General features: G+C 54.8%; 26 protein-coding genes and 3 tRNA genes. 24 read left to right on the forward strand and 5 right to left on the reverse strand.

What is annotated here, in order from left to right:
* The first annotated feature begins 49 nt into the window (after nucleotides 1-49).
* From AC4IBF_RS18525 to AC4IBF_RS18535, 3 genes are all read left to right on the forward strand, one after another.
* A tRNA-Leu gene (locus AC4IBF_RS18525) sits at nucleotides 50-136 on the forward strand.
* Nucleotides 137-164: 28 nt separating this feature from the next.
* Nucleotides 165-251, forward strand: a tRNA-Leu gene (locus AC4IBF_RS18530).
* 33 nt (nucleotides 252-284) lie between these two features.
* Nucleotides 285-370 (forward strand) — tRNA-Leu (locus tag AC4IBF_RS18535).
* A gap of 41 nt (nucleotides 371-411) precedes the next feature.
* Here the strand turns inward: AC4IBF_RS18535 and AC4IBF_RS18540 are convergent.
* Nucleotides 412-681, reverse strand: a complete 270-nt coding sequence (locus AC4IBF_RS18540) for a DUF1435 domain-containing protein (RefSeq protein WP_252093383.1) — start codon at nucleotides 679-681, stop codon at nucleotides 412-414.
* Between the two features lie 215 nt (nucleotides 682-896).
* Between AC4IBF_RS18540 and AC4IBF_RS18545 the strand changes: the two genes are divergently transcribed.
* Nucleotides 897-1,961, forward strand: a complete 1,065-nt coding sequence (locus AC4IBF_RS18545) for a GGDEF domain-containing protein (RefSeq protein ID WP_029740020.1) — start codon at nucleotides 897-899, stop codon at nucleotides 1,959-1,961.
* Nucleotides 1,962-2,056: 95 nt separating this feature from the next.
* Complete coding sequence (fhuF, locus tag AC4IBF_RS18550; RefSeq protein ID WP_136195639.1) at nucleotides 2,057-2,845, forward strand: siderophore-iron reductase FhuF; 789 nt, start codon at nucleotides 2,057-2,059, stop codon at nucleotides 2,843-2,845.
* A gap of 127 nt (nucleotides 2,846-2,972) precedes the next feature.
* Here fhuF and AC4IBF_RS18555 read toward each other — a convergent pair whose 3' ends face one another.
* Nucleotides 2,973-4,319, reverse strand: coding sequence for a PTS sugar transporter subunit IIC (locus AC4IBF_RS18555; protein ID WP_458727175.1), 1,347 nt, complete (start codon nucleotides 4,317-4,319; stop codon nucleotides 2,973-2,975).
* Between the two features lie 328 nt (nucleotides 4,320-4,647).
* Between AC4IBF_RS18555 and AC4IBF_RS18560 the strand changes: the two genes are divergently transcribed.
* A complete protein-coding gene (locus AC4IBF_RS18560; RefSeq protein ID WP_115876508.1) occupies nucleotides 4,648-5,106 on the forward strand; it encodes a YbaK/EbsC family protein in 459 nt (152 codons plus the stop codon).
* A 38-nt stretch (nucleotides 5,107-5,144) separates the two neighbouring features.
* Here the strand turns inward: AC4IBF_RS18560 and bglJ are convergent, their stop codons facing one another.
* On the reverse strand, nucleotides 5,145-5,780 hold the full coding sequence (gene bglJ / locus AC4IBF_RS18565) for a DNA-binding transcriptional activator BglJ (protein WP_115876511.1): 636 nt from the start codon (nucleotides 5,778-5,780) through the stop codon (nucleotides 5,145-5,147).
* Nucleotides 5,777-6,514: a helix-turn-helix transcriptional regulator gene (locus tag AC4IBF_RS18570; protein ID WP_133293740.1), complete on the reverse strand. Its 738-nt coding sequence runs from the start codon at nucleotides 6,512-6,514 to the stop codon at nucleotides 5,777-5,779. The genes bglJ and AC4IBF_RS18570 overlap by 4 nt, the downstream gene beginning before the upstream one ends.
* A 409-nt stretch (nucleotides 6,515-6,923) precedes the next feature.
* Here AC4IBF_RS18570 and AC4IBF_RS18575 point away from each other — a divergent pair, with 409 nt between their 5' ends.
* From AC4IBF_RS18575 to AC4IBF_RS18660, 18 genes are all read left to right on the forward strand, one after another.
* Nucleotides 6,924-7,700 carry a threonine/serine exporter family protein gene (locus AC4IBF_RS18575; protein WP_115876516.1) on the forward strand — a complete coding sequence of 259 codons (777 nt, stop codon included), beginning with the start codon at nucleotides 6,924-6,926 and terminating at the stop codon, nucleotides 7,698-7,700.
* The gene (locus AC4IBF_RS18580) at nucleotides 7,691-8,164 is read left to right on the forward strand and encodes a threonine/serine exporter (RefSeq protein ID WP_491463006.1); all 474 of its coding nucleotides are present in this window, start codon (nucleotides 7,691-7,693) and stop codon (nucleotides 8,162-8,164) included. The genes AC4IBF_RS18575 and AC4IBF_RS18580 overlap by 10 nt, the downstream gene beginning before the upstream one ends.
* Nucleotides 8,165-8,231: 67 nt before the next feature.
* Entirely contained in the window at nucleotides 8,232-8,873 is a 642-nt protein-coding gene (locus AC4IBF_RS18585) for a TetR/AcrR family transcriptional regulator (RefSeq protein ID WP_111964103.1), read from the forward strand.
* Nucleotides 8,874-8,914: 41 nt separating this feature from the next.
* Nucleotides 8,915-9,367: a MarR family winged helix-turn-helix transcriptional regulator gene (locus tag AC4IBF_RS18590; RefSeq protein WP_127729540.1), complete on the forward strand. Its 453-nt coding sequence runs from the start codon at nucleotides 8,915-8,917 to the stop codon at nucleotides 9,365-9,367.
* 84 nt (nucleotides 9,368-9,451) lie between these two features.
* Nucleotides 9,452-9,880 carry an organic hydroperoxide resistance protein gene (locus AC4IBF_RS18595; protein WP_013095463.1) on the forward strand — a complete coding sequence of 143 codons (429 nt, stop codon included), beginning with the start codon at nucleotides 9,452-9,454 and terminating at the stop codon, nucleotides 9,878-9,880.
* Nucleotides 9,881-10,028: 148 nt separating this feature from the next.
* Nucleotides 10,029-10,574 carry a primosomal protein DnaT gene (dnaT, locus tag AC4IBF_RS18600; protein WP_248175340.1) on the forward strand — a complete coding sequence of 182 codons (546 nt, stop codon included), beginning with the start codon at nucleotides 10,029-10,031 and terminating at the stop codon, nucleotides 10,572-10,574.
* Nucleotides 10,571-11,308, forward strand: coding sequence for a replicative helicase loader DnaC (gene dnaC, locus AC4IBF_RS18605; protein ID WP_014168503.1), 738 nt, complete (start codon nucleotides 10,571-10,573; stop codon nucleotides 11,306-11,308). The genes dnaT and dnaC overlap by 4 nt, the downstream gene beginning before the upstream one ends.
* 82 nt (nucleotides 11,309-11,390) lie before the next feature.
* Nucleotides 11,391-11,873 carry a YjjA family protein gene (locus AC4IBF_RS18610; RefSeq protein WP_073001066.1) on the forward strand — a complete coding sequence of 161 codons (483 nt, stop codon included), beginning with the start codon at nucleotides 11,391-11,393 and terminating at the stop codon, nucleotides 11,871-11,873.
* Nucleotides 11,874-12,143: 270 nt separating this feature from the next.
* Nucleotides 12,144-14,435: a phosphatidylglycerol--membrane-oligosaccharide glycerophosphotransferase gene (gene opgB, locus AC4IBF_RS18615; RefSeq protein WP_491463007.1), complete on the forward strand. Its 2,292-nt coding sequence runs from the start codon at nucleotides 12,144-12,146 to the stop codon at nucleotides 14,433-14,435.
* Between the two features lie 180 nt (nucleotides 14,436-14,615).
* Nucleotides 14,616-15,254 (forward strand): EAL domain-containing protein, encoded by a 639-nt coding sequence (locus AC4IBF_RS18620; RefSeq protein WP_115876526.1) that lies wholly within the window; start codon nucleotides 14,616-14,618, stop codon nucleotides 15,252-15,254.
* A complete protein-coding gene (locus AC4IBF_RS18625) occupies nucleotides 15,251-15,793 on the forward strand; it encodes a helix-turn-helix transcriptional regulator (protein WP_115876527.1) in 543 nt (180 codons plus the stop codon). The genes AC4IBF_RS18620 and AC4IBF_RS18625 overlap by 4 nt, the downstream gene beginning before the upstream one ends.
* Before the next feature lie 32 nt (nucleotides 15,794-15,825).
* Nucleotides 15,826-16,320 carry a Csu type fimbrial protein gene (locus AC4IBF_RS18630; RefSeq protein ID WP_136195643.1) on the forward strand — a complete coding sequence of 165 codons (495 nt, stop codon included), beginning with the start codon at nucleotides 15,826-15,828 and terminating at the stop codon, nucleotides 16,318-16,320.
* A 2-nt stretch (nucleotides 16,321-16,322) separates the two neighbouring features.
* Nucleotides 16,323-17,099, forward strand: a complete 777-nt coding sequence (locus AC4IBF_RS18635) for a fimbrial biogenesis chaperone (RefSeq protein WP_491463008.1) — start codon at nucleotides 16,323-16,325, stop codon at nucleotides 17,097-17,099.
* Nucleotides 17,020-19,308: a fimbria/pilus outer membrane usher protein gene (locus AC4IBF_RS18640; RefSeq protein ID WP_491463009.1), complete on the forward strand. Its 2,289-nt coding sequence runs from the start codon at nucleotides 17,020-17,022 to the stop codon at nucleotides 19,306-19,308. The genes AC4IBF_RS18635 and AC4IBF_RS18640 overlap by 80 nt, the downstream gene beginning before the upstream one ends.
* Nucleotides 19,299-20,255 carry a Csu type fimbrial protein gene (locus AC4IBF_RS18645; protein WP_023326652.1) on the forward strand — a complete coding sequence of 319 codons (957 nt, stop codon included), beginning with the start codon at nucleotides 19,299-19,301 and terminating at the stop codon, nucleotides 20,253-20,255. Before AC4IBF_RS18640 ends, AC4IBF_RS18645 begins: the two co-directional genes overlap by 10 nt.
* Nucleotides 20,256-20,380: 125 nt before the next feature.
* Complete coding sequence (locus tag AC4IBF_RS18650) at nucleotides 20,381-21,121, forward strand: winged helix-turn-helix domain-containing protein (protein WP_136195646.1); 741 nt, start codon at nucleotides 20,381-20,383, stop codon at nucleotides 21,119-21,121.
* A 1-nt stretch (nucleotide 21,122) separates the two neighbouring features.
* On the forward strand, nucleotides 21,123-21,596 hold the full coding sequence (locus AC4IBF_RS18655; protein ID WP_023615762.1) for a FidL-like protein: 474 nt from the start codon (nucleotides 21,123-21,125) through the stop codon (nucleotides 21,594-21,596).
* 29 nt (nucleotides 21,597-21,625) lie between these two features.
* The gene (locus AC4IBF_RS18660; RefSeq protein ID WP_288459239.1) at nucleotides 21,626-22,132 is read left to right on the forward strand and encodes a GNAT family N-acetyltransferase; all 507 of its coding nucleotides are present in this window, start codon (nucleotides 21,626-21,628) and stop codon (nucleotides 22,130-22,132) included.
* Nucleotides 22,133-22,224: 92 nt separating this feature from the next.
* On the opposite strand, the gene tsr is transcribed toward AC4IBF_RS18660, so the two are convergent.
* Nucleotides 22,225-23,889: a methyl-accepting chemotaxis protein gene (tsr, locus tag AC4IBF_RS18665; protein ID WP_288459236.1), complete on the reverse strand. Its 1,665-nt coding sequence runs from the start codon at nucleotides 23,887-23,889 to the stop codon at nucleotides 22,225-22,227.
* Nucleotides 23,890-23,907 lie beyond the last annotated feature (18 nt).

Consider the following 23,907-nt stretch of genomic DNA (forward strand, 5'->3'; position numbering starts at 1 on the left):
TCTAGAATGCGCCTCCGTGGTTACGATACTTTTACAGTATCGATGGTATGCGAAGGTGGCGGAATTGGTAGACGCGCTAGCTTCAGGTGTTAGTGTCCTTACGGATGTGGGGGTTCGAGTCCCCCCCCTCGCACCATAAATCACAATGATATTGCTCGCACTGGGCGAAGGTGGCGGAATTGGTAGACGCGCTAGCTTCAGGTGTTAGTGTCCTTACGGATGTGGGGGTTCGAGTCCCCCCCCTCGCACCAACGAGGCGATATCAACAATAGTAAGATGACTGTGCGAAGGTGGCGGAATTGGTAGACGCGCTAGCTTCAGGTGTTAGTGTCCTTAGGATGTGGGGGTTCGAGTCCCCCCCCTCGCACCAATTATCTTACATCCCTTCTGTAGTTCCTCTTCTTTTGCCTGTTATTTCAAGCTCATCAGTATCACCAGAATTCCACTGACAAGTGCTACACATGATGGTAGTAAAACAAAGTGGCGCAGTTGCTTATGCCAGATCATGCCTGACGTGACTAACAGTCCTGACACAATGATCGCTTTCCATGTATCAAGGGAGAGATCGGCAAACGTCAACCCGCCGAGAATGGCTCCCGGTAGCAATACCCCCCAAACACTGCCAAGCGCCCTGTTCAACATGCTCCGCCCTCTCAAAGCGATAATGATAACCAATATCATATGACACGGATTATCATTTGTCAGCTGAATGAATCAAAATCCATCGTCCTTTACCTTTCCCGTAATGACAGGAATTGCCTAAGGTGATAAATTGCACACCTGTTAACAACATCTAAAGATTTTCTGATAATTACTCTTTGAGTTTTTTTCATATTTTATTGCGATACAGCACCTACTTATTTGTTTTAATTAAATTTTAATAAAAACGCACGACTATGACATCACAATCCTGGCGGTCTTTGGTTCACAGAAAATATCAATTGTCGTTACGTTTATTTTTATTTCTGAACGCAACCTCGGCAGTGTTCTCGGTAACAAATCCGCTCAATTCTGTACGCCTGTTATCTGCCCCACTTATTGCTATTTTCTCCATCAGCACCGGCCTGTTCGTCTGGCACTGGAGAAAGCGCGCGCGGAAGATAAATATTCCTGTTGTTTCAGGGATATTCGGTATTTTGTGGGCCTGGCAAATTGTGTCTAAATTCGCCTTAATTACCCACGATCACGCGACGTATTTGTTAATCGCCCTATTAACGGTGCTTTTTATCGGAACGCTGGCATTCGCCAGTAATATCAAAGCCTTTACGCTGCATTCACTGCCTACGTTTATTGTCTGCCTGTGGTTAAGCGATCACGATATATGGCTGAGAATGACCTATTCTTTCGCACTTCCTGTGGTGGCAATTGCTATTCATAACATTTTGCAAACACGTAACGACCGTTTTGCTCAGGAGCTGCTCTCACGTCTTCTGGAAGAGCGAGAAACCCTTACCGATCTCAGCATGATGGACCCGCTTACCGGGCTTTATAATCGTCGCGGTCTGCAAAGCCGTCTGGAGAATCTGCCGACGGTTGAAAATGGCGAGCATTTTGTCCTGCTGATGGATATCGATCACTTCAAAGCCTATAACGACCATTATGGCCACATGATGGGCGACCAGGCGCTGAAGCGTGTCTCTGCGGCAATCCGCGACGCCGTGCGTTCTCGCGATATTGTGGCGCGTTTTGGCGGGGAAGAGTTTATGGTGCTGTTGACGAATATTTCTCTCGAACATGCTCGCCAGACGGCCGAGCGGATCCGTCAGAAAGTCTACGATTTGAAAATCCCGCATCTGTTTAACGAGAGCGTCGCGACAAACGTCACCATCAGCATTGGTATTGCCATTTTCGAGGATGAAGACGTAGAAGGTGCGCTGGAAAAAGCGGACAAAGCCCTCTATGAAGCCAAGCATATGGGGCGCAATAACATTCTGCTGAGTGAAGAGCTGCAGACGGCTTAAACATCACGACGATGTCACCCGGACAAAAGTCTTGCCATTGGTATAAGCAATAGTTAGGATTGGCAATCATTATCATTTAGATTTCTATCTATACTATGGCTACGCATACCGCACACATCGTCGAACCACTCCTCTGGCGAGCGCCCCTCACCAGCGGGAATGTTTCGCTTGCGGATGCCATACGGGATAAGATTGCGGAGACGCGCGCCCACCTGCTGGACTTCATCCGGCTTGATGAAGCGCACCCGAATCACGCCATGACGCTCTCAGAGTGGCGTCACCCGACAAAACTGCGGTCTCTGCTGGCTATCTATTCCGACCATATCTATCGCAATCAGCCCACCCTTACGCGGGAAAATAAACCCCTGCTCTCTCTATGGGCGCAGTGGTATATCGGGCTGATGGTGCCCCCCCTCATGCTGGCGCTGTTAACCCAGAAGAGCATGCTGGAACTCTCGCCGGATAATTTCCACGTCGAGTTCCACGAAACCGGGCGTGCGGCCTGTTTCTGGATTGATCTCCACGAAGACCAGAACGCTGAACGCCTGACGGCTCAGGAACGTATGGAGCAGCTTATCATCCAGGCCCTGATCCCGGTGGTGGAAGTGCTTGAAGCGACGGGAGAGATTAACGCAAAGCTTATCTGGAGCAATACGGGCTATTTAATCCACTGGTATTTAACGGAAATGAAGCCTCTGCTTGGTGATGAGAACGTTGATGCCCTGCGTCAGTCCTGTTTCTTTGCAAAACAGCTTTCCGATGGCCGTGACAACCCGCTATTCCGCACCGTCGTGCTCCGTGATGGGCTTCTGGTTCGCCGCACCTGCTGCCAGCGCTATCGCCTGCCGGACGTTAAGCAGTGTGGGGACTGTACGCTGAAGTAGAGCAGTGAATTGCCCGGTGGCGCTTTGCTTACCGGGCCTACAAAACCGGGCCTGGCCTAAATCCTCTCACACAAGGAGAGGGAATAAACACTAAAAACGGCAACATGCGTTGCCGTTTTGTTTTTACCTATGCCACCTGCTGATTGTCCTCTTCCGCGTTACGCTGCGCTTCTTCCGCTTCCTGCTCCAGCAGCTGTTTCTCGTATACTTTGAAGAACGGGAAGTAGATGATTGCCGATACGCAGGCAAGAACCACAACCAGAATAGCCGCGCGGAAATCCCAGCCCAGAGCCCACGCTGCACCTATTGGCGCCGGTGCTGTCCAGGGGACTACTGAGATGACGCGTCCAATCAGGTCAAACGTCATCGCCGCCCAGGCCAGCACGGCATTTACCATCGGTGCCAGCAGGAACGGAATAAAGAACACCGGGTTCATCACAATCGGCGTACCGAAAATGACAGGTTCATTGATGTTAAAGAAGCTGGGTACCACGCTCAAACGACCGATAGAGCGTAAATGCGCTGAACGGCTACGCAGATAGCAAATCACCAGCCCCATCGTGGCGCCCGACCCGCCAATCACGATAAAGAACGTCCAGAACGCCTCCATAAAAATATGCGGCAGAGGCTGGCTGGCGGCCAGAGCGGTCTGGTTCGCGCCGAGGTTCGTGAGCCAGAACATCTGAAGCATCCCGGAGACGATGGCGGCTCCGTGGATCCCGGCGAACCACAGCAGATGACCAATCAACACGGCCAGCAGGATCGCAGGCAGGGAATCTGCTGCGGAAACAAGAGGTTTAAAGACCGACATAATGGCCTGCGGGATCAGCATGCCGAACTGAGACTGAATGACCAGGCTCAGAGGGTAAAGCATCAAGACCACCACCAGCACAGGGATGAGCAGATCAAAAGAGTTTTTGATCATCGGAGGTACCTGGTCTGGCAGGCGAATACCGATGTTGTGCGCCTTGAGGAAACGCATCATCTCAACGCAGTAGATCGCCACCAGAATCGCGGTAAAAATCCCCGTTCCACCCAGGCTGTCGACAGGCAGCGTGCCTTTGGTTTTCGGTGCCGCGACCAGCAGAAATGCCATCAGCGACAGCATGGCGCACATAAACGGGTCTAACTGGTGCGATTTGACATAGTGTTTGCCAAGGTTATAGGCAATGGCCGCACAGATATAAATGGACATAATGCCCATCGTCATATCAAACGGCGTCAGGATCTGACCTTCAAACTGCTTCGCCATATCCAGCCAGGCGCGGGCGAAACTCCAGGTGGTATCAGGCGAAAATGGCGGGTATGCGAACACTAACAAAAATGAACCCACAATCATGAATGGCATCGCGGAGATGAACCCATCACGAATGGCCATCACATGACGCTGGGAAGAGATCCGCCCGGCAATCGGGCTGACGTAATTTTCAACAAAACGGAATATCAGGTTAAACGCAGCATGGTTGGCAGACATGGCAGATCTCCTGTCAGACGTTTGTTACGGGCACATTTGCGCCGCACGTTGTTCCATAAATCACCTTCACAACCTTGCTGGCTTGTGTACCAGTAGTACTGCTAAGACGGAATGGTTTCATAATTTGCTCTTATTATTAGATACAGGGGACGTTACGTACTCAGTATTAATCGACGCATCACGCTCTGCAACCGGTTACTGTAACCGGTTTCCGTGATTGTGAAGAGGATCCAGAAATCAGCCGTTCGGTATATTTGTTACTGAAGAGATATTTACAGAGCATAAATTCTTATGACAGATTACGCAGGATATTTGTCAGGAGGAAACAATGAGTTTGCAGTCTGTACAGCAGTTTTTTGCCGACAACGCGCCGGATATAGACGTCATTGAACTTAGCCAGAGTACCGCTACCGTTGCGTTGGCTGCTGCCGCCCACCGTGTGGAACCGGGACAAATCGCCAAGACCTTGTCACTAAAGGTGAAAAATGAGGTGATTCTGGTGGTAGCGAAAGGCGATGCGCGTCTGGATAACAAAAAGCTGAAAGACACCTTTGGTGCAAAAGCGCGCATGCTCAGCAGTGATGAAGTGGTGACCATAACCGGTCACCCCGTTGGGGGCGTGTGCCCGTTCGGCCTGGAAAACCCGCTCGCGGTTTACTGCGATGTCTCGTTAAAGCAGTACGCCGAAGTGCTGCCCGCCGCAGGCGCAATTCACAGCGCTGTGCGTATCTCACCTGACAGAATGGCAGAGCTGACTTCCGCAAAATGGGTGGATGTTTGCATCTGATTGATGCGCCAGAAACTGTCTGGCGCGCAACAGGCAGGTTATAAAAAGGTCGGCTTGCTAAGCGTCGGACTTCGCGGTTCTCTTGCCGAAAGGTGGGTAATAATATCTGCCGCATCGAGCAACCCTACGTCAGAGTTCACCCCCAGCTTCACCATCGCATTAAACTTATGCGCCCGGATGGTCTTAATATTGCGTTCAAGCCGTGCCGCGATTTGAGGAATGGAATACCCGCAAGACATATAACGCAATATTGCCCTTTCCGTTGGGCTTAACATTCTGCTTTGACTCCGGTACCAGTGATTCATCATATTGTCATTGATGCACAAGGTTTCACTCAACAACACCATGAGTTCCTTCTGCAGGAGCTCAAGCGTCAGCGATTTACTAACCACACCGTGAAGGCGTGACGGGGAAAGATAGCTAATTAATCTTGCTTCCATCTCGTCAGCGACCAGGATGATGCGCTGGATATGACCATGCGTAAACGCAAAATCCCGCAGGTGCGCCAGGCAGCTACGACGCTCTTCCCGCGCATCGGAATATGAATAGATCAGCGAGAAAAAATTGACGTGCTGAAGTGCTTTCTTAAAACTGTCAAATTCACTAAACAGATGCAGTTGGTAATGATTCAGGCCGGGCATCGCAAAAAGATGCTTTAGCCCAACAGCACTCATCGTGCAATTTTCGACGATGGCAATATGGCTTGTTGAATCGGTTTTTTCCATTCTTCGAACTCTCCATAGGCTGACATCAAACTCAGCTCTCGCATTCCCTGTGTACTGTTTATCCAGGCGTACATATCGGCGTTACTGCGTAATGAAAGTCGTCGCATCGCACTGTTTTTCTGCGCACTGATGGTTTTATTGCTCTTCTTGAGCAATGTGGCGATTTGGTTGATCCCCCATCCTTTACCTAACAGTCTCAATACCTTGCGCTCGGAGTGCGTGAGGGCGATAACATGTTCGTCTTCCTCCTCTGAACTTAGAGGTTCCGGGGTTAACAACATCTGGCTTACTCGCTCTGCGCGTTCGCGACCTGCCCGTACAGCGTTAACCAGGCCTTCAATGGGTTCCATATCAGAAAGCAACGTACTTTCAGGGCGCACAAGTAACTCAACGGCAATAGGGTTAAGTGGTCGCGAAACTAAAAAGATCCAGTGAATATTCCGGTATTGATTCAATAAACTGAAATACTCTTCAAGCGCCCCTCGAGGATTCCAGTATTCGCCTGAAATGTCGGCAATGATGACGTCAGCGCGGCGTAGCTGGAGCAGCGTTAACTCCTGCAATGAGCTGCAATAGGTCAATTCAAAATCGGGGAAATGGCGAGTCATCACGCCCCCTAACCCGTTTTGCATCACAGGTATCCGGCTGATGATAACGCTATGCTTACCGTGCAAAGACAACATAGACCCTCCGTGTCCATTCTTCATTTGATGAGTAACGTTAAAACGCATCAACGTATGAGTATTTTTGTCCCTGAGTGTAATGCAGGTTAATACAAGTAGAAGATGAGATGTATTGTTAGTATAAGAAATGCCTAAACAGCACTAATATCTCACAAAGCGAAACAAAATTTAATTGCAGTGCCATTAAAATAACTACAATATAAAATTAGAATAACTAAATATAAATAACTTATCTTTCAATATTAATTATTCATGAAAATGATAAATTAATCCCAACCTCTTCCGCACTAAGGGGCGGCAACTGTTTGCATAAACCTTGATCTGGCCCACAGCAAGAGACACTGCACTTTGTGTTAAAAATAATCGCTATGGGCCAACCGGCAACTTTCACCCTTTTTCAGGACAATACATGCAGGCAGATCGGTCAACGCAGCGTGCTATCACGCGGCTATGTATCCAGTGCGGTCTTTTTCTGCTCCAGCACGGCGCGGAAAGCGCGCTGGTTGAGGAGCTTTCCACCCGACTGGGACTGGCGCTGGGTATGGATAGCGTTGAAAGCGCTATTTCATCCAACGCCATTGTGCTGACCACGATCAAAGACGGTCAGTGCCTGACCTCCACCCGCAAAAACCATGACCGTGGCATTAACATGCACGTCGTGACTGAAGTGCAGCACATCGTCATCCTTGCTGAACATAAGCTTCTCGAACTTCGGGAGATTGAAAAAAGGTTCAGCCAAATTAAGCCATTACGTTATCCGCGCTGGCTTGTCGTGTTGATGGTAGGGCTGTCGTGCGCCTGCTTTTGTAAGCTCAATAAAGGCGGCTGGGACGGTGCGATCGTCACCTTTTTCGCCAGCAGCATCGCCATGTATGTTCGCCAGCTGCTGACGCACCGACAGCTGCATCCGCAAATTAACTTCTGTATTACCGCGTTTGTCGCCACCACGGTTTCCGGTCTGCTGCTGCGCCTGCCGCAGTTTGCCAGCACCCCGACGATTGCTATGGCCGCCAGCGTGCTTCTGTTGGTCCCGGGCTTTCCGTTGATAAACGCCGTCGCCGACATGTTTAAAGGGCACATCAATACAGGTCTGGCACGCTGGGCTATTGCCAGCCTGCTGACGCTGGCGACCTGCATCGGCGTGGTCATGGCCATGACACTCTGGGGGTTACGCGGATGGGCGTGATAGATTTTCTGCTGGCGCTGGCACAGGACATGCTTCTGGCCGCCATTCCTGCCGTCGGCTTTGCGATGGTATTTAACGTTCCGCAACGCGCGTTGCCATGGTGTGCACTGCTGGGCGCGATTGGGCATGGCTCGCGAATGGTGATGATGACGGCGGGTTTTTACATCGAATGGTCAACATTTATGGCTTCCATGCTGGTTGGCAGTATCGGCATCCAGTGGTCGCGCTGGTATCTGGCGCATCCCAAAGTGTTCACCGTCGCCGCCGTTATCCCGATGTTCCCGGGCATATCTGCGTACACAGCGATGATTTCCGCGGTGAAAATCAGCCATTTTGGCTACACCGAACCTCAGATGATCCTCCTCCTGAGCAACTTTCTTAAGGCGTCGTCCATCGTTGGCGCGCTCTCTATCGGGCTGTCGATCCCCGGGCTGTGGCTGTACCGCAAACGCCCACGCGTTTGATATTTGTGTTATTTCGCTGCCGTGGAGATAATCCTTCTGGTCCGTTTGGTGAAAATAAGGAAAGGATGTGGCTAACCCTGGCAGCGAACACCCCGAGCACAGCGAAGAATCTAGCCTGAAAGAGAAAATCTTTCAGAGCGCCATCGCGCTTTTTGCCGAGTATGGATTGAACGGTGCCCGCATGGAGCAGATCGCGGAGAAAGCGGGTACGACCAAACGCATGGTGGTTTACCATTTTAAGAATAAAGAGAACCTCTATCTCCTGGTCCTGGAACATGTTTACACTCAGATTCGCGCCAGTGAAAAAGCGCTAAGCCTGGCGGGAATGCCTCCCGTCGAAGCGCTGGTCAATCTGGTTGAAGCTACCTTTGACTATCATGCCGACCATCCGGATTACATCCGTATTATCTGCATGGAAAACATGCAGCGCGGCCGCTTTATGCAGCAGTCGAACTATCTTCGTCAGGTCAACCGTAGCGCGCTCGACCTGCTGGAGGGCATCCTGCACCGGGGCAAAGAAAAACAGCTATTCAGCCAGACCGTTGACGCCCGCGATCTTCACCGCCTGATAAGCAGCTTCAGCTTTCACTACGTTGCCAACAGCTACACCTTTACGCTGTTGTTTGAAGATGGCGCAGACGAACAGGCTCAGCGCGAGCACTACCGCAAAATGGCCGTTCAGGTAGCGCTCCGTTACACCTGCCCATAAAATTGCTTGCAATTAAATTGTACACTATCTATATTCATCTCATGAACGCGAAAACGAACGACGCAACCGCTGCGCTCAAGCTGGATAACCAGCTCTGCTTTGCCCTCTATTCGGCAAATCTGGCGCTTAATAAGCTGTACCGGCAGCTGCTGGCACCGCTGAACCTGACTTACCCGCAATATCTGGTGATGCTGGTGCTGTGGGAGCAGGATGACATAACGGTGTCGGACATCGGCGAACGGCTGTTTCTGGACTCTGCGACGCTGACGCCGCTGTTGAAGCGGCTGGAAAGTGCCGGCCTAATCAACCGCCACCGTTCACGCAAAGACGAACGTCAGGTCGCCGTCACCCTGAGTGAAACGGGACGTGAACTTCAGCAGCAGGCACGGGGTATCCCCGATGCGGTGGGTTGCGCAGCGCAGTGTGATACTGACACTCTGGTGACGCTCAAACAGGAGCTCGAACTTTTGCGACAACAGCTACACCGCGCGTAACGCTATACTTTACGCGTTATTATTTACCCATATATATCGCACGCTATTTAATAGCACATATCAAAACAAGATGAGGAACCTGCCATGTCTTTAGAAAAAGTTGTTTATACCGCCAAAGCAAAAGCCACCGGTGGCCGTGACGGCCGTGCCACCTCCTCCGATGGCGTACTGGACGTCAAACTGGGTGTGCCAAAAGAGATGGGCGGCATGGGCGGAGAAGTGACTAACCCTGAGCAGCTGTTTGCTGCGGGCTACTCTGCCTGCTTCCTCGGCGCGATGAAGTTCGTGGCCGCACGCGACAAATTTACCCTGCCAAAAGAAGCCTTTATTGAAGGCGAAGTGGGGATTGGCCCGCTGCCAACCGGTTTTGGTATCGAAGCAAAGCTGAACATCCATGTTGAAGGTATGGATCCGGCGGAAGCTAAAAAGCTGGTCGATGCGGCACACATTGTTTGCCCGTACTCTAACGCGACCCGCGGCAACATCGACGTCACGCTGAACATCATTGCGTGATAACTGCCTGATGGCGCTGCGCTTATTCGGCCTACGACTGTAGCCCCTGTAAGCGCAGCACCACCGGGGAAATCCCCTCCTTCCCTTTCCCCTCTCTGTGCTACCATAAGCCCATATCACGCCCGTAGTAATCAGTAGAGTAAGCGTTATGTCCTCCAGAATTCTGACCACCAGCATTGCTGGCATTGATGCCTTTATGCGCGACCCACGCGGTGTGTTGACCCACGCCGAAGGCGGCACGGTTGCCGTTTTTGCCGACAACGCGCCGGCGTTTTACGCAATCACGCCGGAACGTCTGGCACTGCTTCTGGAGATTGAAGCGCAACTGTCACGCCCGGCGAGCGATGTCACGCTGGACAACCAGTTCTTTGATGAACCGGTTAACGTTCCCGTGACCGTTCCAATGGGAAAATTTGCTCTTTACACGGGCTGGCAGCCGGATGCGGATTTTCAGCGGCAGGCCGCGCTGTGGGGGATTGCGTTAACCCAACCGGCCACCGCGGAAGAGCTTGCCGCGTTTACCGCCTGGTGGCAGGCGGAGGGTAAAATCTTCACCCATATTCAGTGGCAGCAAAAGCTCGCGCGTCATCTGCAAATTACCCGCGCCGGCAACAATGGCCAGCCAAAACGCGACATCAACGCGTTTTCAGAACCGGATAAACAGATCCCCAGCGGATTCCGAGGTGCGAAATGAAGAACGTCGGCGACCTGATGAAACGTCTGCAAAAAATGATGCCTGCCAACGTGAAGCCTGCTTTCACCACCGGTGAAGAGCTGCTGGCGTGGCAAAAAGAGCAAGGCAAGATCCGCGCCGCCGCGCTTGCCCGCGAAAATCGGGCGATGAAAATGCAGCGCACCTTTAACCGTTCCGGTATCCGTCCCCTGCACCAGAACTGCTCGTTCGATAACTATAAAATTGAGACCAACGGGCAGATGAACGCCCTTGCCGCCGCCCGTCAGTACGTGGATGAATTCGACGGCAATATCGCCAGCTTCATTTTTAGCGGCAAGCCGGGCACCGGCAAAAATCACCTTGCTGCCGCCATCTGCAACGAGCTGCTTCTGCGCGGTAAATCGGTCCTCATCATCACCGTGGCCGATATCATGTCCGCGATGAAAGACACCTTCAGCAACCGCGAAACCAGTGAAGAGCAATTGCTTAATGATTTAAGCAATGTCGATTTACTGGTCATCGACGAGATTGGCGTTCAGACGGAATCCCGCTATGAAAAAGTGATCATCAACCAGATTGTCGATCGCCGCTCTTCGTCCAAACGCCCCACCGGCATGCTGACGAACCACAACATCGACGAAATGACCCGCTTATTAGGTGAACGCGTCATGGACCGCATGAAGCTGGGTAACAGCCTGTATGTCATTTTCGACTGGGAAAGCTACCGCAGCCGCGTCACCGGCAAAGAGTATTAAGACAGTTCCAGGAATCGCCGACAGGGCATAGGTATATACTGGAACCCCTCGGCCCAAAACGGACCTTTTTGAGAGAGCCATAATGAAAAAACAGATTCTAATCAGCACCTTTTTAGGCGCGCTGCTGGTGACCGGCGCAGCGCAAGCGGCGTCCTGGCAGGAGTCCCTGTCAAGCGCAGCAAATGAGCTGACCAAAGAGAGCAGCAGCTCTCAGGGTGGACTCTCCGCCTCTTCTCTTACCAGCCTGCTGGGCAACAGCTCCCAGAGTCTGAGTGCGGGCACGATGAACAACGCGGCGGGGATTCTGGAATATTGCGCGAAGCAAAAGCTGGCCTCCGTGACCGACGCGCAAAACGTGAAAAACCAGGTGTTGGGTAAACTGGGTCTGGATACCCAGGAGCAAAAAGCGGACACCAACTATATGGACGGCATTCAGGGCCTGCTTAACGCACAAAACGGGCAGCAGCTGAATCTGAGCACCCTCGGCAACTCTTCTCTGGCAAAACAGGTGAAAACCAAAGCCTGCGATCTGGTGCTGAAACAAGGCGTTAATTTCATCTCCTGATCCATCCCATTTTCTGCCACAACACGCCGCGTTTAATGCGATAGTCTTGCAGCGCGGCGCTAAATGAGCGTTTTCCCCACCTGCCACCGCCTCAGCGTCCGTTTGTCAGGATGTGCACGTCTTCATAAAAACGATTTTCTAAACCAAATCCTAACAACAGCACACTTTCGTGACACTAAAATTGCAGCTTAACGACATCGCAATTACATTGTATGACCCAAAAAATAAACAGTTAGCCAGCGAATTATCTGGCGTCACGAGGATATGCTGTTGTCTGAATTCATGTCTCTTATCCTTTTTCTGGCTTCTGTCGGCGTTTACGCGTGGAAAGCCGGCCGTAACACCTGGTGGTTTATCGCCACGCTGGTGGTGCTCGGCATTTTTATTATTTTAAACATTACCTTATACGCCAGCGATTACTTTACCGGTGACGGTATTAACGATGCGGTACTCTACACGCTGACGAACAGCCTGACGGGCGCGGGTGTGGGCAAGTACATTCTGCCGGGGCTCGGCCTTATCGTCGCGCTGGTGACGATATTTGGCGCGCTGGCCTGGGTGCTGCGTCGACGTCGCCATCATCCGCACCATCATGGCTACAGCCTGCTGGCGTTATTCCTGGCGCTGGCCTCCGTCGACGCCAGCCCGGCGTTCCATCAGATCACCGAGCTGGTGAAATCGCAGTCGCGCGATGGCGATCCGGATTTCGTGGCTTACTACAAAGAACCGTCGAAAACGATCGCCAACCCGAAGCTCAACCTGGTCTATATCTACGGTGAAAGCCTGGAACGCACGTACTTTGATAACGATGCATTCCCGGAGCTGACGCCGGACCTGGGTGCGCTGAAAAATGAAGGGCTCGATTTCAGCCACACCATGCAGCTGCCCGGTACGGATTACACGATTGCCGGGATGGTTGCCTCCCAGTGCGGTATTCCGCTGTTCGCGCCTTTTGAAGGTAACGCCTCAGCCTCCATGTCGACCTTCTTCCCGCAGAATATTTGCCTCGGCGATATCCTGAAAAACTCCGGCTACGAAAACTATTTTGTGCAGGGGGCAAACCTGCGCTTCGCCGGAAAAGATGTGTTCCTGAAATCCCACGGTTTTGATCACCTGTATGGCTCAGAGGAGTTAAAAACGACGGTTGCCGATCCGAGCTACCGCAACGACTGGGGCTTCTATGACGATACGGTACTCGACGAAACCTGGAAGAAATTCGAGGAGCTGTCCCGCACGGGCAAGCGTTTCTCCCTCTTTGCGCTGACGGTGGACACCCATCATCCGGACGGATTCGTCTCGCGCAGCTGCAAACGCAAAAGCTATGACGTGGACGGCAAAAACAACAAGTCTTTCAGCGCCGTCACCTGTAGCCAGGAACACATTGCCGCGCTGGTCGAGAAAATCAAAGCCTCGCCATATTTTAAAAACACCGTCATCGTCGTCTCGTCTGACCATCTGGCGATGAAAAACAGCGCATGGGATCAGCTCAATAAGCAGGATCGCAGCAACCTGTTCTTCGTCCTGCGCGGCGACCAGCCGCAGCGGGAGGTCATTGCCACCAAACGCAACTCCATGGATAACGGCGCAACCGTGCTGGACATTCTGGGCGGCGACAACTTTATTGGCCTTGGCCGCAGCACGCTGTCGGGGCAGTCCCTGTCGGAAGTGTTCCTCAACATGAAGGATAAAATCCTCGCCTGGAAGCCAGACATTATCCGCCTGTGGAACTTCCCGAAAGAGATGAAGGACTTCACCGTCGATCGGGATAAAAACACGATTGCCTTCTCGGGCAGCAGCTTCCGTCTGCCGCTGCTGGTGCGCGTGTCGGAAGGGCGCGTTGAGCCGCTGCCGGAAAGCGAATATTCCGCGCCGCTGCGCTATCAGCTGGCCGATTTCGCGCCACGCGATAATTTTGTCTGGGTCGACCGATGCTACAAAATGGGCCAGCTCTGGTCGCAGCCGCTGGCGCTTTCTACCGACTGGTGCGTCTCTCAGGGTCAGCTCGGCGGGGAGCAAACCGTGCAGCACGTTGATAAGGCGCAGTGGAAGGGCAAAACCGCGTTCAACGATACGGTGATTGATACCGCGCGCTATCAGCACAACATCGACATGCTGAAAATCAGCGATAACGATATTCGCTACAAAGCGGATAGCTTTATCTTTAACGTGGCCGGCGCACCGGAAGAAGTGAAGCAGTTTAGCGGCATCTCGCGTCCGGAGTCCTGGGGGCGCTGGTCCAACGCGCAGCTGGGCAATGAGGTGAAAATTGAATACGCCCATCCGCTGCCGGAACAGTTCGACCTGGTGATCACCGCCAGAGCGTATGGCCCCAATGCTAACAAGCCCGTACCCGTGCGCGTGGGGGATCGGGAGCAGACGTTAACGCTTGGATACGACGTGAGCACACAAACGCTGCATTTTGAGAATCCTTCGCGCAGCAATACCCTGGTGATCGTGCCGCCGGACCCGCAGTCCACGAATGAGGGAAATATCCTTGGGCACTCACCGCGCGAGATCGGAATTGGCATGGTCGAAATCAAAATCATCAGCAAAGCGGGTTAATGCGCGTCGCGCCCGGCGTTCTGCCGGGCGCTTATGAAAATAAATAATCCTTTACAAGCCCTATAAATTAGATAAAAACACTTTATATAAGCCATTTTTATCTATAAATATCCCGCCAAAAACCAAATAAATAAAATGTGCAGCTCCTGAAATCACCACGGAGCGTTACGCACTTTTATCATGCTAACCGGCTATAAGTTCGAATCCATCCGGGCACTGCGCAGCGAAAATGTGATTGCCTGGGAGGTATTGTCCACGGCAAAGCCCCACGTCGATCTTGAAGACTACTTTGGCTCGATGTCCTCGACGCTGCGTAAGGCGCACTTCTTTGCGCAGCTTCGTCATGCCATGTTTTGCGAAGAGGGCGACAAGTATTACCTCAATGCGACATCGGATTTACTGCTGGAAACGGACTTCCTCGACAGGCTCAAAGAAGAAACACCCTGCCCGGAGAGACTTGCTATCGAGGTCACCGATCTCCATACGATGGTACAACTCGACGATACGCAAAGCCGGGCGCTGAGGAAATGCATCGCAACGCTCCATCAGTGGGGAATAGAAGTGTGGGCAGACGATGTTTGCGAAGACCTTCTTCCCGAACTTTTGACCAGCCAGATCCGCTTCTGCGGCATCAAAATTGACAAACATACCTTCTGGAACGGACGGATCGAGCAGGCAAAGTTTCTGCATCTCACCCGCCAGTGCAAGCGCATCGCCAGCAAGGTACTGATCGAAGGCATCGAAACCGCGGGTGATTTCGCGCTGGCCCGCGCCAGCGCGGCCGATTACGGCCAGGGCTATCTGTGGGGTAGAAAATGACCCCTTTCATTCTGAATGCTGGCTATCAGGTTATCGTTCTGAGCGGGAATACGTTTTTATGGCTTGGCCTCACTTCGATGATCTCGACGGCCGTAACCCCTCGCCCGGAGATGTATTGGATCCATGACGTTAATCCGGAAGGGCTTTTGCGCCTGCAGGAACGGCTGCTCAATACACACGCTGGAGAGAACTGGCTGGTATTTACGGATGCAGCGCGGGTCTGCGACGTTCACGCCTTCCTGCGCAACGAGCGGGTCCGAGTGGTCGCGGACAACCTCTCTTTTGCGCAGCTAAGCCACTGTTTTAGCGACACGACATTCGCCTTCGAAAACGCCGCCATGCTCTCGTATCAGGAGAGACGGGTTTGCATGTTGCTCCATAAAGGATTCAGTCCGGTTCGCATCGCAAAAATCATGAATAAGTCCCCTAAAACGATCTACACCCACAAGCGTAACGCGATGAACAAATTTTGCTGCCACAGCCTGGCGGAATTCCATCGAAAACTCTGCCTGCTGGACGCTCAGTCATTCGCTTTGTAATTCCACTGTTACTCACGTCAGGAAATAAAATCATGAAAATTATTCCCACCATTGCATGTTGTTCCGTTCTCCTGCTTCCTGCTGCTGCGATCGCCGCAGACAGTAGCGCAAGCGCGACGATGCACGTATCACTTGAGGTCGTAAAGTCGTGCACCCTCAAAGCCAACGACCTCAACTTCTCGCGTCACGGCTCCGATGAGTCGAGCGAAATCCAGGCCAAAACGCAGGTCGATATCGTCTGTACCAACGGCACGCCTTTCACCCTCACCGCCACCAGCAACGACGGCGAAAACGGAACCTTCTGGCTGAAATCGGAAAACGGCGAAACGGGCGCACAGAAGATTGCGTGGAAACTCTTTGCCGACGAAGGCAAACAGACGCAAATCACCGGCACGAATGGCCTGGACGATACCGGCAACGGTGTGGAACAGGAGGAAACGCTGTATGGCGTCATTGAAGCCGGGGCGCTGACAACCGCCCAGGCAGGTACCTACAGCGACGATATCACGTTAAAACTGGAGTACTGATCGTGCGTCGCTACCTTCCCTGCTTCATTCTATGGCTCATGATGCTGGCGCTGCTGTCACGCTACGCGCTGGCCGCCACGCTTCAGGTGGCCCCGGTAACGCTCGATCTGCAGAGCGACCAGCGGGCAGCGGCGGTCTATCTCACTAACAGTGGGAAAGCGGCCATCCATGCGCAGATTCGGGTGTACGAATGGACGCAAAAAAACGGTAAAGATGTTCTGGTGAACACCGGGGAGGTGGTCACCAGCCCGGCGATGACATCACTGGCGCCGGGCCAGCAGCAGCTGGTGCGCATTTTCGTCATGCAGCCAGGCAACCGTGCAAAGGAGCAAAGTTACCGGCTGGTCATCGACGAACTGCCGGACGCCACGTCCCGCGCCGCCAATCCCACCGCGGTGCACTTCCTGCTGCGCTACTCGATTCCGGTGTTTATTGCCGGGAACCAGAGCGCGCCCGTCAGCCACGATGCCCTGAGCTGTGAGCAGGCAGACATACCGGCCACTCTCCGCTGCTTTAACGCCGGAAACCGCCATATCCGCCTGAGCCACCTTGAGGCCCTGACGGCCGATGGGCAGGTTGTAGGGTCGATTAAAGGCCTGGCGGGCTATGTGCTCCCGGGACAAATCGCCCTTTTATCGCTCAAGCAGCCCTCACGACACGCGCTCAGCTCGCTGCGCGTCTATCTCAATGATGACCATCATGCCAGCCAGATACCCCTGCGCCCGCTCGCTTCTCGCGCTCCTGTTTTGGCTACCGCTCATGCTGTCAGCCAGGGCTGAACCCACCGACACCGTACAATGGCTGGCCATTACCGTGAACCACGCCCCGCGAGGCGAGCTGTGGGCCTGCCGGGTGGTGGATAATGCGCTATGGATAAGGCGCAGCGACATGAAAAAGCTGGGGCTTCACGCCCCGGACGATCGCGCAGAGTGGGTTGAGCTGACCTCCCTGCCGGGCCTGAAGGTCAATCTCGACGTGCTGTCCCAGCAGTTGTCGATTACCGCAGAAGCAGACGCGCTCGAGAGCCAGCAGCATCTGACCGTCTCAAGGCCCACGCCGATGTACCGCTATCCTGATGCGCAGCCCGTCAACGCCTATACGCTCGGATACGCGCTCTACGCCAGCGACGTGCAGGGGAAGCGCCAGCTTAACGCCCAGACCATGCTGACCGCGTCCGGAGGGCTACCCGGAACGTTCAGCAGCAGTTTTTCAAGCCATGCCGGGGAGGAAAACAGCGCCGGTCGGCCTACCCACGCCCGTCTCGAAACCCGCTGGCAGTGGGACAACACCGACTCGCTGACCACGCTGGCGCTGGGCGACAGCATCACCACCGGCACCCGCTGGAGCCGGCAGGTACGCTTTGGCGGTCTGCACTGGGCACGTAACTTTGAGCTTAATCCCCAGCTCAATACCGAACCGCGCAGCCGCTACAGCGACACGGCCGTGCTACCTTCCACGGTCGATCTATATATCGACGGCCTAAAGCAGAGCAGCCAGCGCGTCACGCCGGGAGACTTTCTGCTGGATACCCTGCCGTCCTTCACCGGCAGCGGGCAGGCGGAGGTGGTGATTACCGATATCAACGGTCAGCGTCGCGCCGTACAGCTCGATCTCTACGGCGCCCCGGGCATGCTGGCGGAAGGGCTCAGCAGCGGTTCGCTGGACATCGGCTGGATGCGGGAAAACTACGCCCTGCACTCCGACGACTATGCCGCCTCGCCGCTGCTGGACGCGGGCTGGCGCTATGGAGTGAATAATCACCTGACGCTGGCGCTGCATACGGAGCAGCAGCGCAGGCTGCACAACGTGGGCACGGGCGCTGACTGGCTGGTCTCCCCCGCCGTAGGGGTGGTCAGCCAGCACGTTGCCGTGAGCGATAGCCCTTACGGTCAGGGCGTTCAGTGGGGCCTCGGCTGGCAGTGGAACGGCAGAGGAACGGGCATTTCTGCCAGCACCGTCCGTACCGGGGCGGATTTCGCCGACAACGCCCGCATGAGCGGTGCCGCGCCCGTCAGGCGCAGCGACAGCGTGTGGGTAAGCCAGTCCATCCCCCATTTCGGCACCGTGGGCGCGGGCTGGGTACAGCAGAACATTCAGGGCAGCACAGAGCGCTACCTCAACGCCTCCTGGTCGGTGTCGCTGCCGGCACACATCTCCACCACGCTGAGCTATACCCGCTCGTTTACGGATGCGTCGAGTCACGTTCAATTGCTGTTTTCCGTCCCATTGAGTCGCGAGGACACGCTCTCCGCTCAGGCCAGCCGGGATACGCCGCGCATGGATTACCGCCACCAGCCGGACGATGAGGCCGGCGGCTGGTCATGGGAGCTGGGCCAGGGCTTTGGCGAACGACGTGAAAGATATGCGGACGTAGGCTATCTGGGCCGAGCGGGCGAATGGCACGTTGGGCTGCAGCAGGGTGCCAGCCAGGGCAACCAGTACGCCTCCGCCGAAGGTAGCCTGACGCTGCTGGACGGCAGCCTGCACGCGCTGCGCTACATCCAGCAGGGCATGGCGCTGGTCTCCACGCACGGTATTGGGCACGTACCGGTGATGCTGGAAAACCGCCCGGCCGGTGAAACGGATGAGGACGGTTATCTCCTGCTGACCGACCTGCCGCGCTACCACAACAGCAAAGTCAGCATTAACCCGCTCGATCTGCCCGCCGATGTGATCGCCCCCGTCACCGACATGCATGCCAGGCCGGGCAACAGCAGCGCGGTCAAAGTCGATTTTAACGTCCATCATGCCGTCACGGTTCAGGCCCGGCTGGTCGACAGCCGCCGCAGGCCGCTCCCGCTGGGCAGCGTCGTGTCAACGCCGCAGGGTGCCACCATCGTGGGACGCGATGGCTTTATCTGGCTTGAAGATCCGCCCCTGCCGGGTGAACTGGTGGTGAAAACCGGTGAGGAAGAGTGCCGTGTCATGCTTCCGGCGCCCCGTACCGCGTCATCTATACAGAATATCGGAGAACAACTGTGTCATTAAGAGCACCGTTATTATTGCTGCTCGTCCTGTCCGTGAAGGCGATGGCGGCAGCCTGCTGGATAACCTCCATGCCCGCCATTAACTTTGGCAACGTCGTGGCGGGCAATACCACCTCCGTCAACACCGAGGTCAAGTTTAGCTGCCAGGCCGACAACGAGGGCAGGACGGAATATCTCAACGTCTGCCTGAGCAGCGTAGACGCCCCGCCCTTTGAGATGATCTCGCCGGGGGACCAGGAGGGAAAACAGTACACCCTCCTCTTCCGCCTGCTGAACGGCGCAGCGCGCTCTCAGGAGCTGGGGCCTGCCAGCAGCGGGAACCTGATTCAGCAGACTCTGGCCGCGCAAAGCAATGCCAACGTCAGCGGTACCTTTCCGCTTATCGCTACCATTCCGGCAGGGCAAAGCCAGCTTCCGGCCTACCACTATTACAACTACAACATGAATCTGCGTATCGCCTGGCACAGCGCCCTGCGTCAGGATGCCCTGCAAAACTGCTCGGACGGTTCCGCAGAGGGGGAGCAGGTGCAGGGCGGCACCAGCGCGCAGGCTGAAATCAGCCAGGGGTGCTACATCGAGCGCGTGACGCCCCTTAACTTCGGCACCCTGACCAGCACCGCGACCCTGCGTCCGACGCGTTCCACCGCCACCCTCACCACGCGCTGTCCGGCCGGAACCGCGTTCACCCTTGCCATGGGCAAAGGCAACCATGCCAGCGGTAACCAGCGGCAGCTCTGCAACAGCGAGGGCCAGTGCCTGCGCTACGGGCTCTGGCAGGATGAGGCGGCCACGCAACGCTGGGGAGATCAAAGCAGCGGCGATGCGCTGCAGGTCACCAATCCCGCTGGCGGCACCCAGAACTACACCGTTTATGGCGAGGTCCCGGCACAGCCGCTAACCGGTACCGGGGAATTTATTGATGACGTGATTATCACGCTGACTTATTAAACCACCCAAAATCCTGTCTGGATCAATGTTATCGGTAACAATGGCGTTAAAATAGCCAGCAATGCAGCCCGGAAGGCGTAGATCTTCTCTTTTATTTTTTATCTCTGTTTTTATTACAACAACTTATGAAATACCTGCTTGCTGACGCCATCGTCTATAACGACGAGGACGGTTCTGTTTCTCTTATCAATGCGCCGGATGAGGATGCGCAGCTCCTCACCTGTACGGCCAATACCATCATGAAGCTGCTGGTTCAGCATCATGGGAACGTGGTTGAACGGGAAACCTTTCTCCAGGAAGTCTGGGATCGGCGAGGGCTCCAGGGATCTAACAACTCCTTAAACCAGTACATCAGCATTCTGCGCAAGATGCTGGCGGCCCTGCTTCCCGACGCGCTGCTTATCGTTACCGTACCGAAAACGGGCTTTATGCTCAGCGCGGACGTCACGGTCACTCCGCTGGAGGAGGCTCCGCCGAACGCCGAAACGGCAAAACCTGCATGGCGCGTTCGCCCGGAATGGCTGTTCTGCGGCGCGCTCACGCTGGTCGTCGTTGCGCTATGCCTCTGGATCGCGCTGATCAAGCCAGAAAATTCACAGCGGGAGATCCATCTGCTGACGCATATCGGCACCTGCCCGGTCTACACCTTTACGCCGCTGGCGGACGTGTTTCACGGGAAGGCAATAACGCTGGCGCAAACGCTTCAGAAGGACGGCCATCTTCCGTGCCTGAAAAACTCAATTTTCTACATGCACATTCAGAGAACGCTTTTCTACGGCCACGAAGGGCGGCTGGTGCTCTCCCAATGTTCCCTCACGCGGGGTAAAGCCAGCGCCTGTCGTACGCTTTACTATTACGAGTGGTGATATGAGACACAAAAAAGTTTGGCTAATCCTGTTCCTCAACCTGCTGCTGCTGGGCGCCGTGACGGCGTGGTACTTTCACACGCCCCCGCTGTCGGTGGCCTGCGATGGAAACCTGACCTTCTCCGACCGGCGCGACAGCCACGATTTCACCTTTGACGGTGAGATCATTATGCGTTTTCATCCCGACAAAACGGGGTATATCACGGTTAACGGCAGCGTGGTGAATGCCCCGCGCAGCTGGGAGGTTTCCCGCCAGGAGATGTTTAAATGGCGTCACGTGGAGGGCGAACTGTATGAGATTGCTATTCAAAAAGTGGAGCGTTTTAGCCATGACGCCATGCCGCCCGGGGTCTTTGAAAAATACGTTGCCGGCCTGACGCTGGGCAATAAAAGGCTTCTGACGATCGAGCGCACGCCGGAAGACGCGCTGGTGATCAGCAATTTCTATTCGCCGGTGCTGATCTGCTCGGAATAATGTCGACGGGTCAGGCTATACTTGCCGCCATGACTATTCGCATTCGCCCTACCACCCGCAACGACGTTGCCGCCCTGCCCGCCATTGAACGCGCGGCAGCCGGGTGCTTCCGTGACTTCCCGGCACTCGCCTGGCTTGCCGATGGCGTGGTCATTTCCGCTGAACAACACCTCGGCTATGTCGAACGCGGGCTAAGCTGGCTGGCGCTGGCAAACGACCACCCCGTCGGGTTTATCCTTGCCGAAGCCCATCCGTCATCACTGTTTATTGTCGAACTCTCGGTTGATCTGCACTCGCAGGGAAAAGGGATCGGCAGGCAGCTCATCGCCTGCGTGGCAGAACATGCCCGTAACAGGGGGCTGACAGCGCTGACGCTGACGACGTTCAGGGACGTCCCGTGGAATGCGCCGTTCTATGCCCGGCTGGGGTTTGAAAAAATGACGACGCTGACGCCTGAACTGCGTCGGAAAAGGGAAGAAGAGACGGCGCACGGCTTCGCGTATGAAACGCGCTGCGCCATGCGCCTGCCTCTGTAATATCGCCCGGTAGCGCTGCGCTTACCGGGCCTACAAAACCACGAACCGTAGGCCGGGTAAGGCGCAGCCGCCACCCGGCACAACATATGGCGTTAGAAGGTTTCCCAGTTATCACCTGCATCAGCGGTAACCGTTTTACGCGCCATCGCCGGTGCTGCAACGGTTTTCGCTGAAGCGAATTCGCGCGCTTTCATCTGCTCCTGCTGAATGCGGAATACCGCCACGGCCTGCGTCAGACGGCTTGCCTGCTCTTCCAGTGCGGCCGCCGCTGCGGCAGATTCCTCAACCAGCGAGGCGTTCTGCTGGGTCACGCGATCCATCTCGGCTACCGCCAGGCCCACCTGGTCGATACCGCGGCTCTGCTCGTCAGACGCAGAGGCGATTTCACCCATGATGTCCGTTACGCGGGTAACCGCGTTCACGATCTCACCCATTGTTTCACCGGCGCTTTCGACCAGCGTTGAACCCACTTCCACGCGACCCACGGAGTCTTCAATCAGGCTCTTGATCTCGCGTGCCGCCTGGGCGCTGCGCTGGGCCAGGTTACGCACTTCACCTGCCACCACCGCGAAACCACGGCCCTGCTCGCCCGCACGCGCAGCTTCTACCGCCGCGTTCAGTGCCAGAATGTTGGTCTGGAAAGCAATGCCGTCGATCACGCTGATAATGTCGGCAATTTTCTGCGAACTGCCCGCGATATCGCGCATGGTCTGCACCACGTTATCCACCACTTTGCCGCCTTTCTGCGCGGTTTCGGAGGCGCTCAGCGCAAGATGGCTTGCCTGACGAGCGTTCTCGGCGTTCTGCTTAACGGTCGCCGTCAGCTGCTCCATGCTGGCAGCGGTCTCTTCCAGGGAAGCGGCCTGCTGTTCAGTACGGGAGGAGAGGTCGTTGTTGCCCATCGCGATTTCACTCGCGCCGCTGTAGATCGCATTCGCGCCGTTACGCACGTCGCCAACGGTACGCACCAGCTCGCCCTGCATATGACGCAGCGAGTCGGCCAGTTCACCCATCTCGTTGGTGCCCTGAACCTCAATGCGCTTCACCAGGTCGCCGCTGGCGATATGGCGAATGTTGTCGATCAGACGATTCAGCGGAGAGATCAGCGTCTGCTTGATGTTCAGCCAGACGGCCACGATCACCACCAGCACGGCAATCAGGACGCTAATCAGCACCCAGATAGCCTGGCTGTAGGAGCTGTTGCTGTCTTCGACCGCCGTCTGATACAGCTTGTCGTTCTGCTGCAGGTAGCTCACATACTGCTTCTCAAAACCGTCCTGATAGCTCTGGGTCGGCTGGTCGAAGAAGGCGTTGATTTTGCCCGCGCCCAGCAGCTGAATCAGCTCCGCCAGCGCGCCGTGGTAAATATCATAGTTACGCTTGATCTCCATGGCATCCGCATCGCTTTGACGCGGATCGCGCGGCAGGGCTTCATAGGCAGCCCAGTTTTTTTCCGCCTGTTTCAGAGACGAAGACGCGATTTGCATCAAATCGTTAACGGTCGCGCCGCTGCCGATATTGCTCTGATCCATCATGTAGCGGATACCCGCACGGTTCAGGGTATTACGGGTTTGCAGCAACGCGACCCAGCTGGCGTTCAGCGTGGATTGTTGCTGGCGAATGGTTTGCAGGACGGTGAAATTCTCTTTGTCATTCTTAAGGGCATTAAAGAAAAGACCACCGGACGTGAGTTGTAAAAGGCCAAATATCGCTAAAACCAGCATTAAGCTGGTGACAATCTTGATACGGTTTAACATGTTTTCTCTTTCCTCAGA

Source organism: Enterobacter sp. Taxon_8, from assembly GCF_058354585.1.

Bases quoted from the DNA above. Each gene is read 5' to 3' on its own strand.
- AC4IBF_RS18540 (WP_252093383.1), bottom strand. From the start codon at position 681: ATGATATTGGTTATCATTATCGCTTTGAGAGGGCGGAGCATGTTGAAC.
- AC4IBF_RS18545 (WP_029740020.1), top strand. From the start codon at position 897: ATGACATCACAATCCTGGCGGTCTTTGGTTCACAGAAAATATCAATTG.
- fhuF (WP_136195639.1), top strand. From the start codon at position 2,057: ATGGCTACGCATACCGCACACATCGTCGAACCACTCCTCTGGCGAGCG.
- AC4IBF_RS18555 (WP_458727175.1), bottom strand. From the start codon at position 4,319: ATGTCTGCCAACCATGCTGCGTTTAACCTGATATTCCGTTTTGTTGAA.
- AC4IBF_RS18560 (WP_115876508.1), top strand. From the start codon at position 4,648: ATGAGTTTGCAGTCTGTACAGCAGTTTTTTGCCGACAACGCGCCGGAT.
- bglJ (WP_115876511.1), bottom strand. From the start codon at position 5,780: ATGAGTGCTGTTGGGCTAAAGCATCTTTTTGCGATGCCCGGCCTGAAT.
- AC4IBF_RS18570 (WP_133293740.1), bottom strand. From the start codon at position 6,514: ATGTTGTCTTTGCACGGTAAGCATAGCGTTATCATCAGCCGGATACCT.
- AC4IBF_RS18575 (WP_115876516.1), top strand. From the start codon at position 6,924: ATGCAGGCAGATCGGTCAACGCAGCGTGCTATCACGCGGCTATGTATC.
- AC4IBF_RS18580 (WP_491463006.1), top strand. From the start codon at position 7,691: ATGGGCGTGATAGATTTTCTGCTGGCGCTGGCACAGGACATGCTTCTG.
- AC4IBF_RS18590 (WP_127729540.1), top strand. From the start codon at position 8,915: ATGAACGCGAAAACGAACGACGCAACCGCTGCGCTCAAGCTGGATAAC.
- AC4IBF_RS18595 (WP_013095463.1), top strand. From the start codon at position 9,452: ATGTCTTTAGAAAAAGTTGTTTATACCGCCAAAGCAAAAGCCACCGGT.
- dnaT (WP_248175340.1), top strand. From the start codon at position 10,029: ATGTCCTCCAGAATTCTGACCACCAGCATTGCTGGCATTGATGCCTTT.
- dnaC (WP_014168503.1), top strand. From the start codon at position 10,571: ATGAAGAACGTCGGCGACCTGATGAAACGTCTGCAAAAAATGATGCCT.
- AC4IBF_RS18610 (WP_073001066.1), top strand. From the start codon at position 11,391: ATGAAAAAACAGATTCTAATCAGCACCTTTTTAGGCGCGCTGCTGGTG.
- AC4IBF_RS18620 (WP_115876526.1), top strand. From the start codon at position 14,616: ATGCTAACCGGCTATAAGTTCGAATCCATCCGGGCACTGCGCAGCGAA.
- AC4IBF_RS18625 (WP_115876527.1), top strand. From the start codon at position 15,251: ATGACCCCTTTCATTCTGAATGCTGGCTATCAGGTTATCGTTCTGAGC.
- AC4IBF_RS18630 (WP_136195643.1), top strand. From the start codon at position 15,826: ATGAAAATTATTCCCACCATTGCATGTTGTTCCGTTCTCCTGCTTCCT.
- AC4IBF_RS18640 (WP_491463009.1), top strand. From the start codon at position 17,020: ATGCCAGCCAGATACCCCTGCGCCCGCTCGCTTCTCGCGCTCCTGTTT.
- AC4IBF_RS18650 (WP_136195646.1), top strand. From the start codon at position 20,381: ATGAAATACCTGCTTGCTGACGCCATCGTCTATAACGACGAGGACGGT.
- AC4IBF_RS18655 (WP_023615762.1), top strand. From the start codon at position 21,123: ATGAGACACAAAAAAGTTTGGCTAATCCTGTTCCTCAACCTGCTGCTG.
- AC4IBF_RS18660 (WP_288459239.1), top strand. From the start codon at position 21,626: ATGACTATTCGCATTCGCCCTACCACCCGCAACGACGTTGCCGCCCTG.
- tsr (WP_288459236.1), bottom strand. From the start codon at position 23,889: ATGTTAAACCGTATCAAGATTGTCACCAGCTTAATGCTGGTTTTAGCG.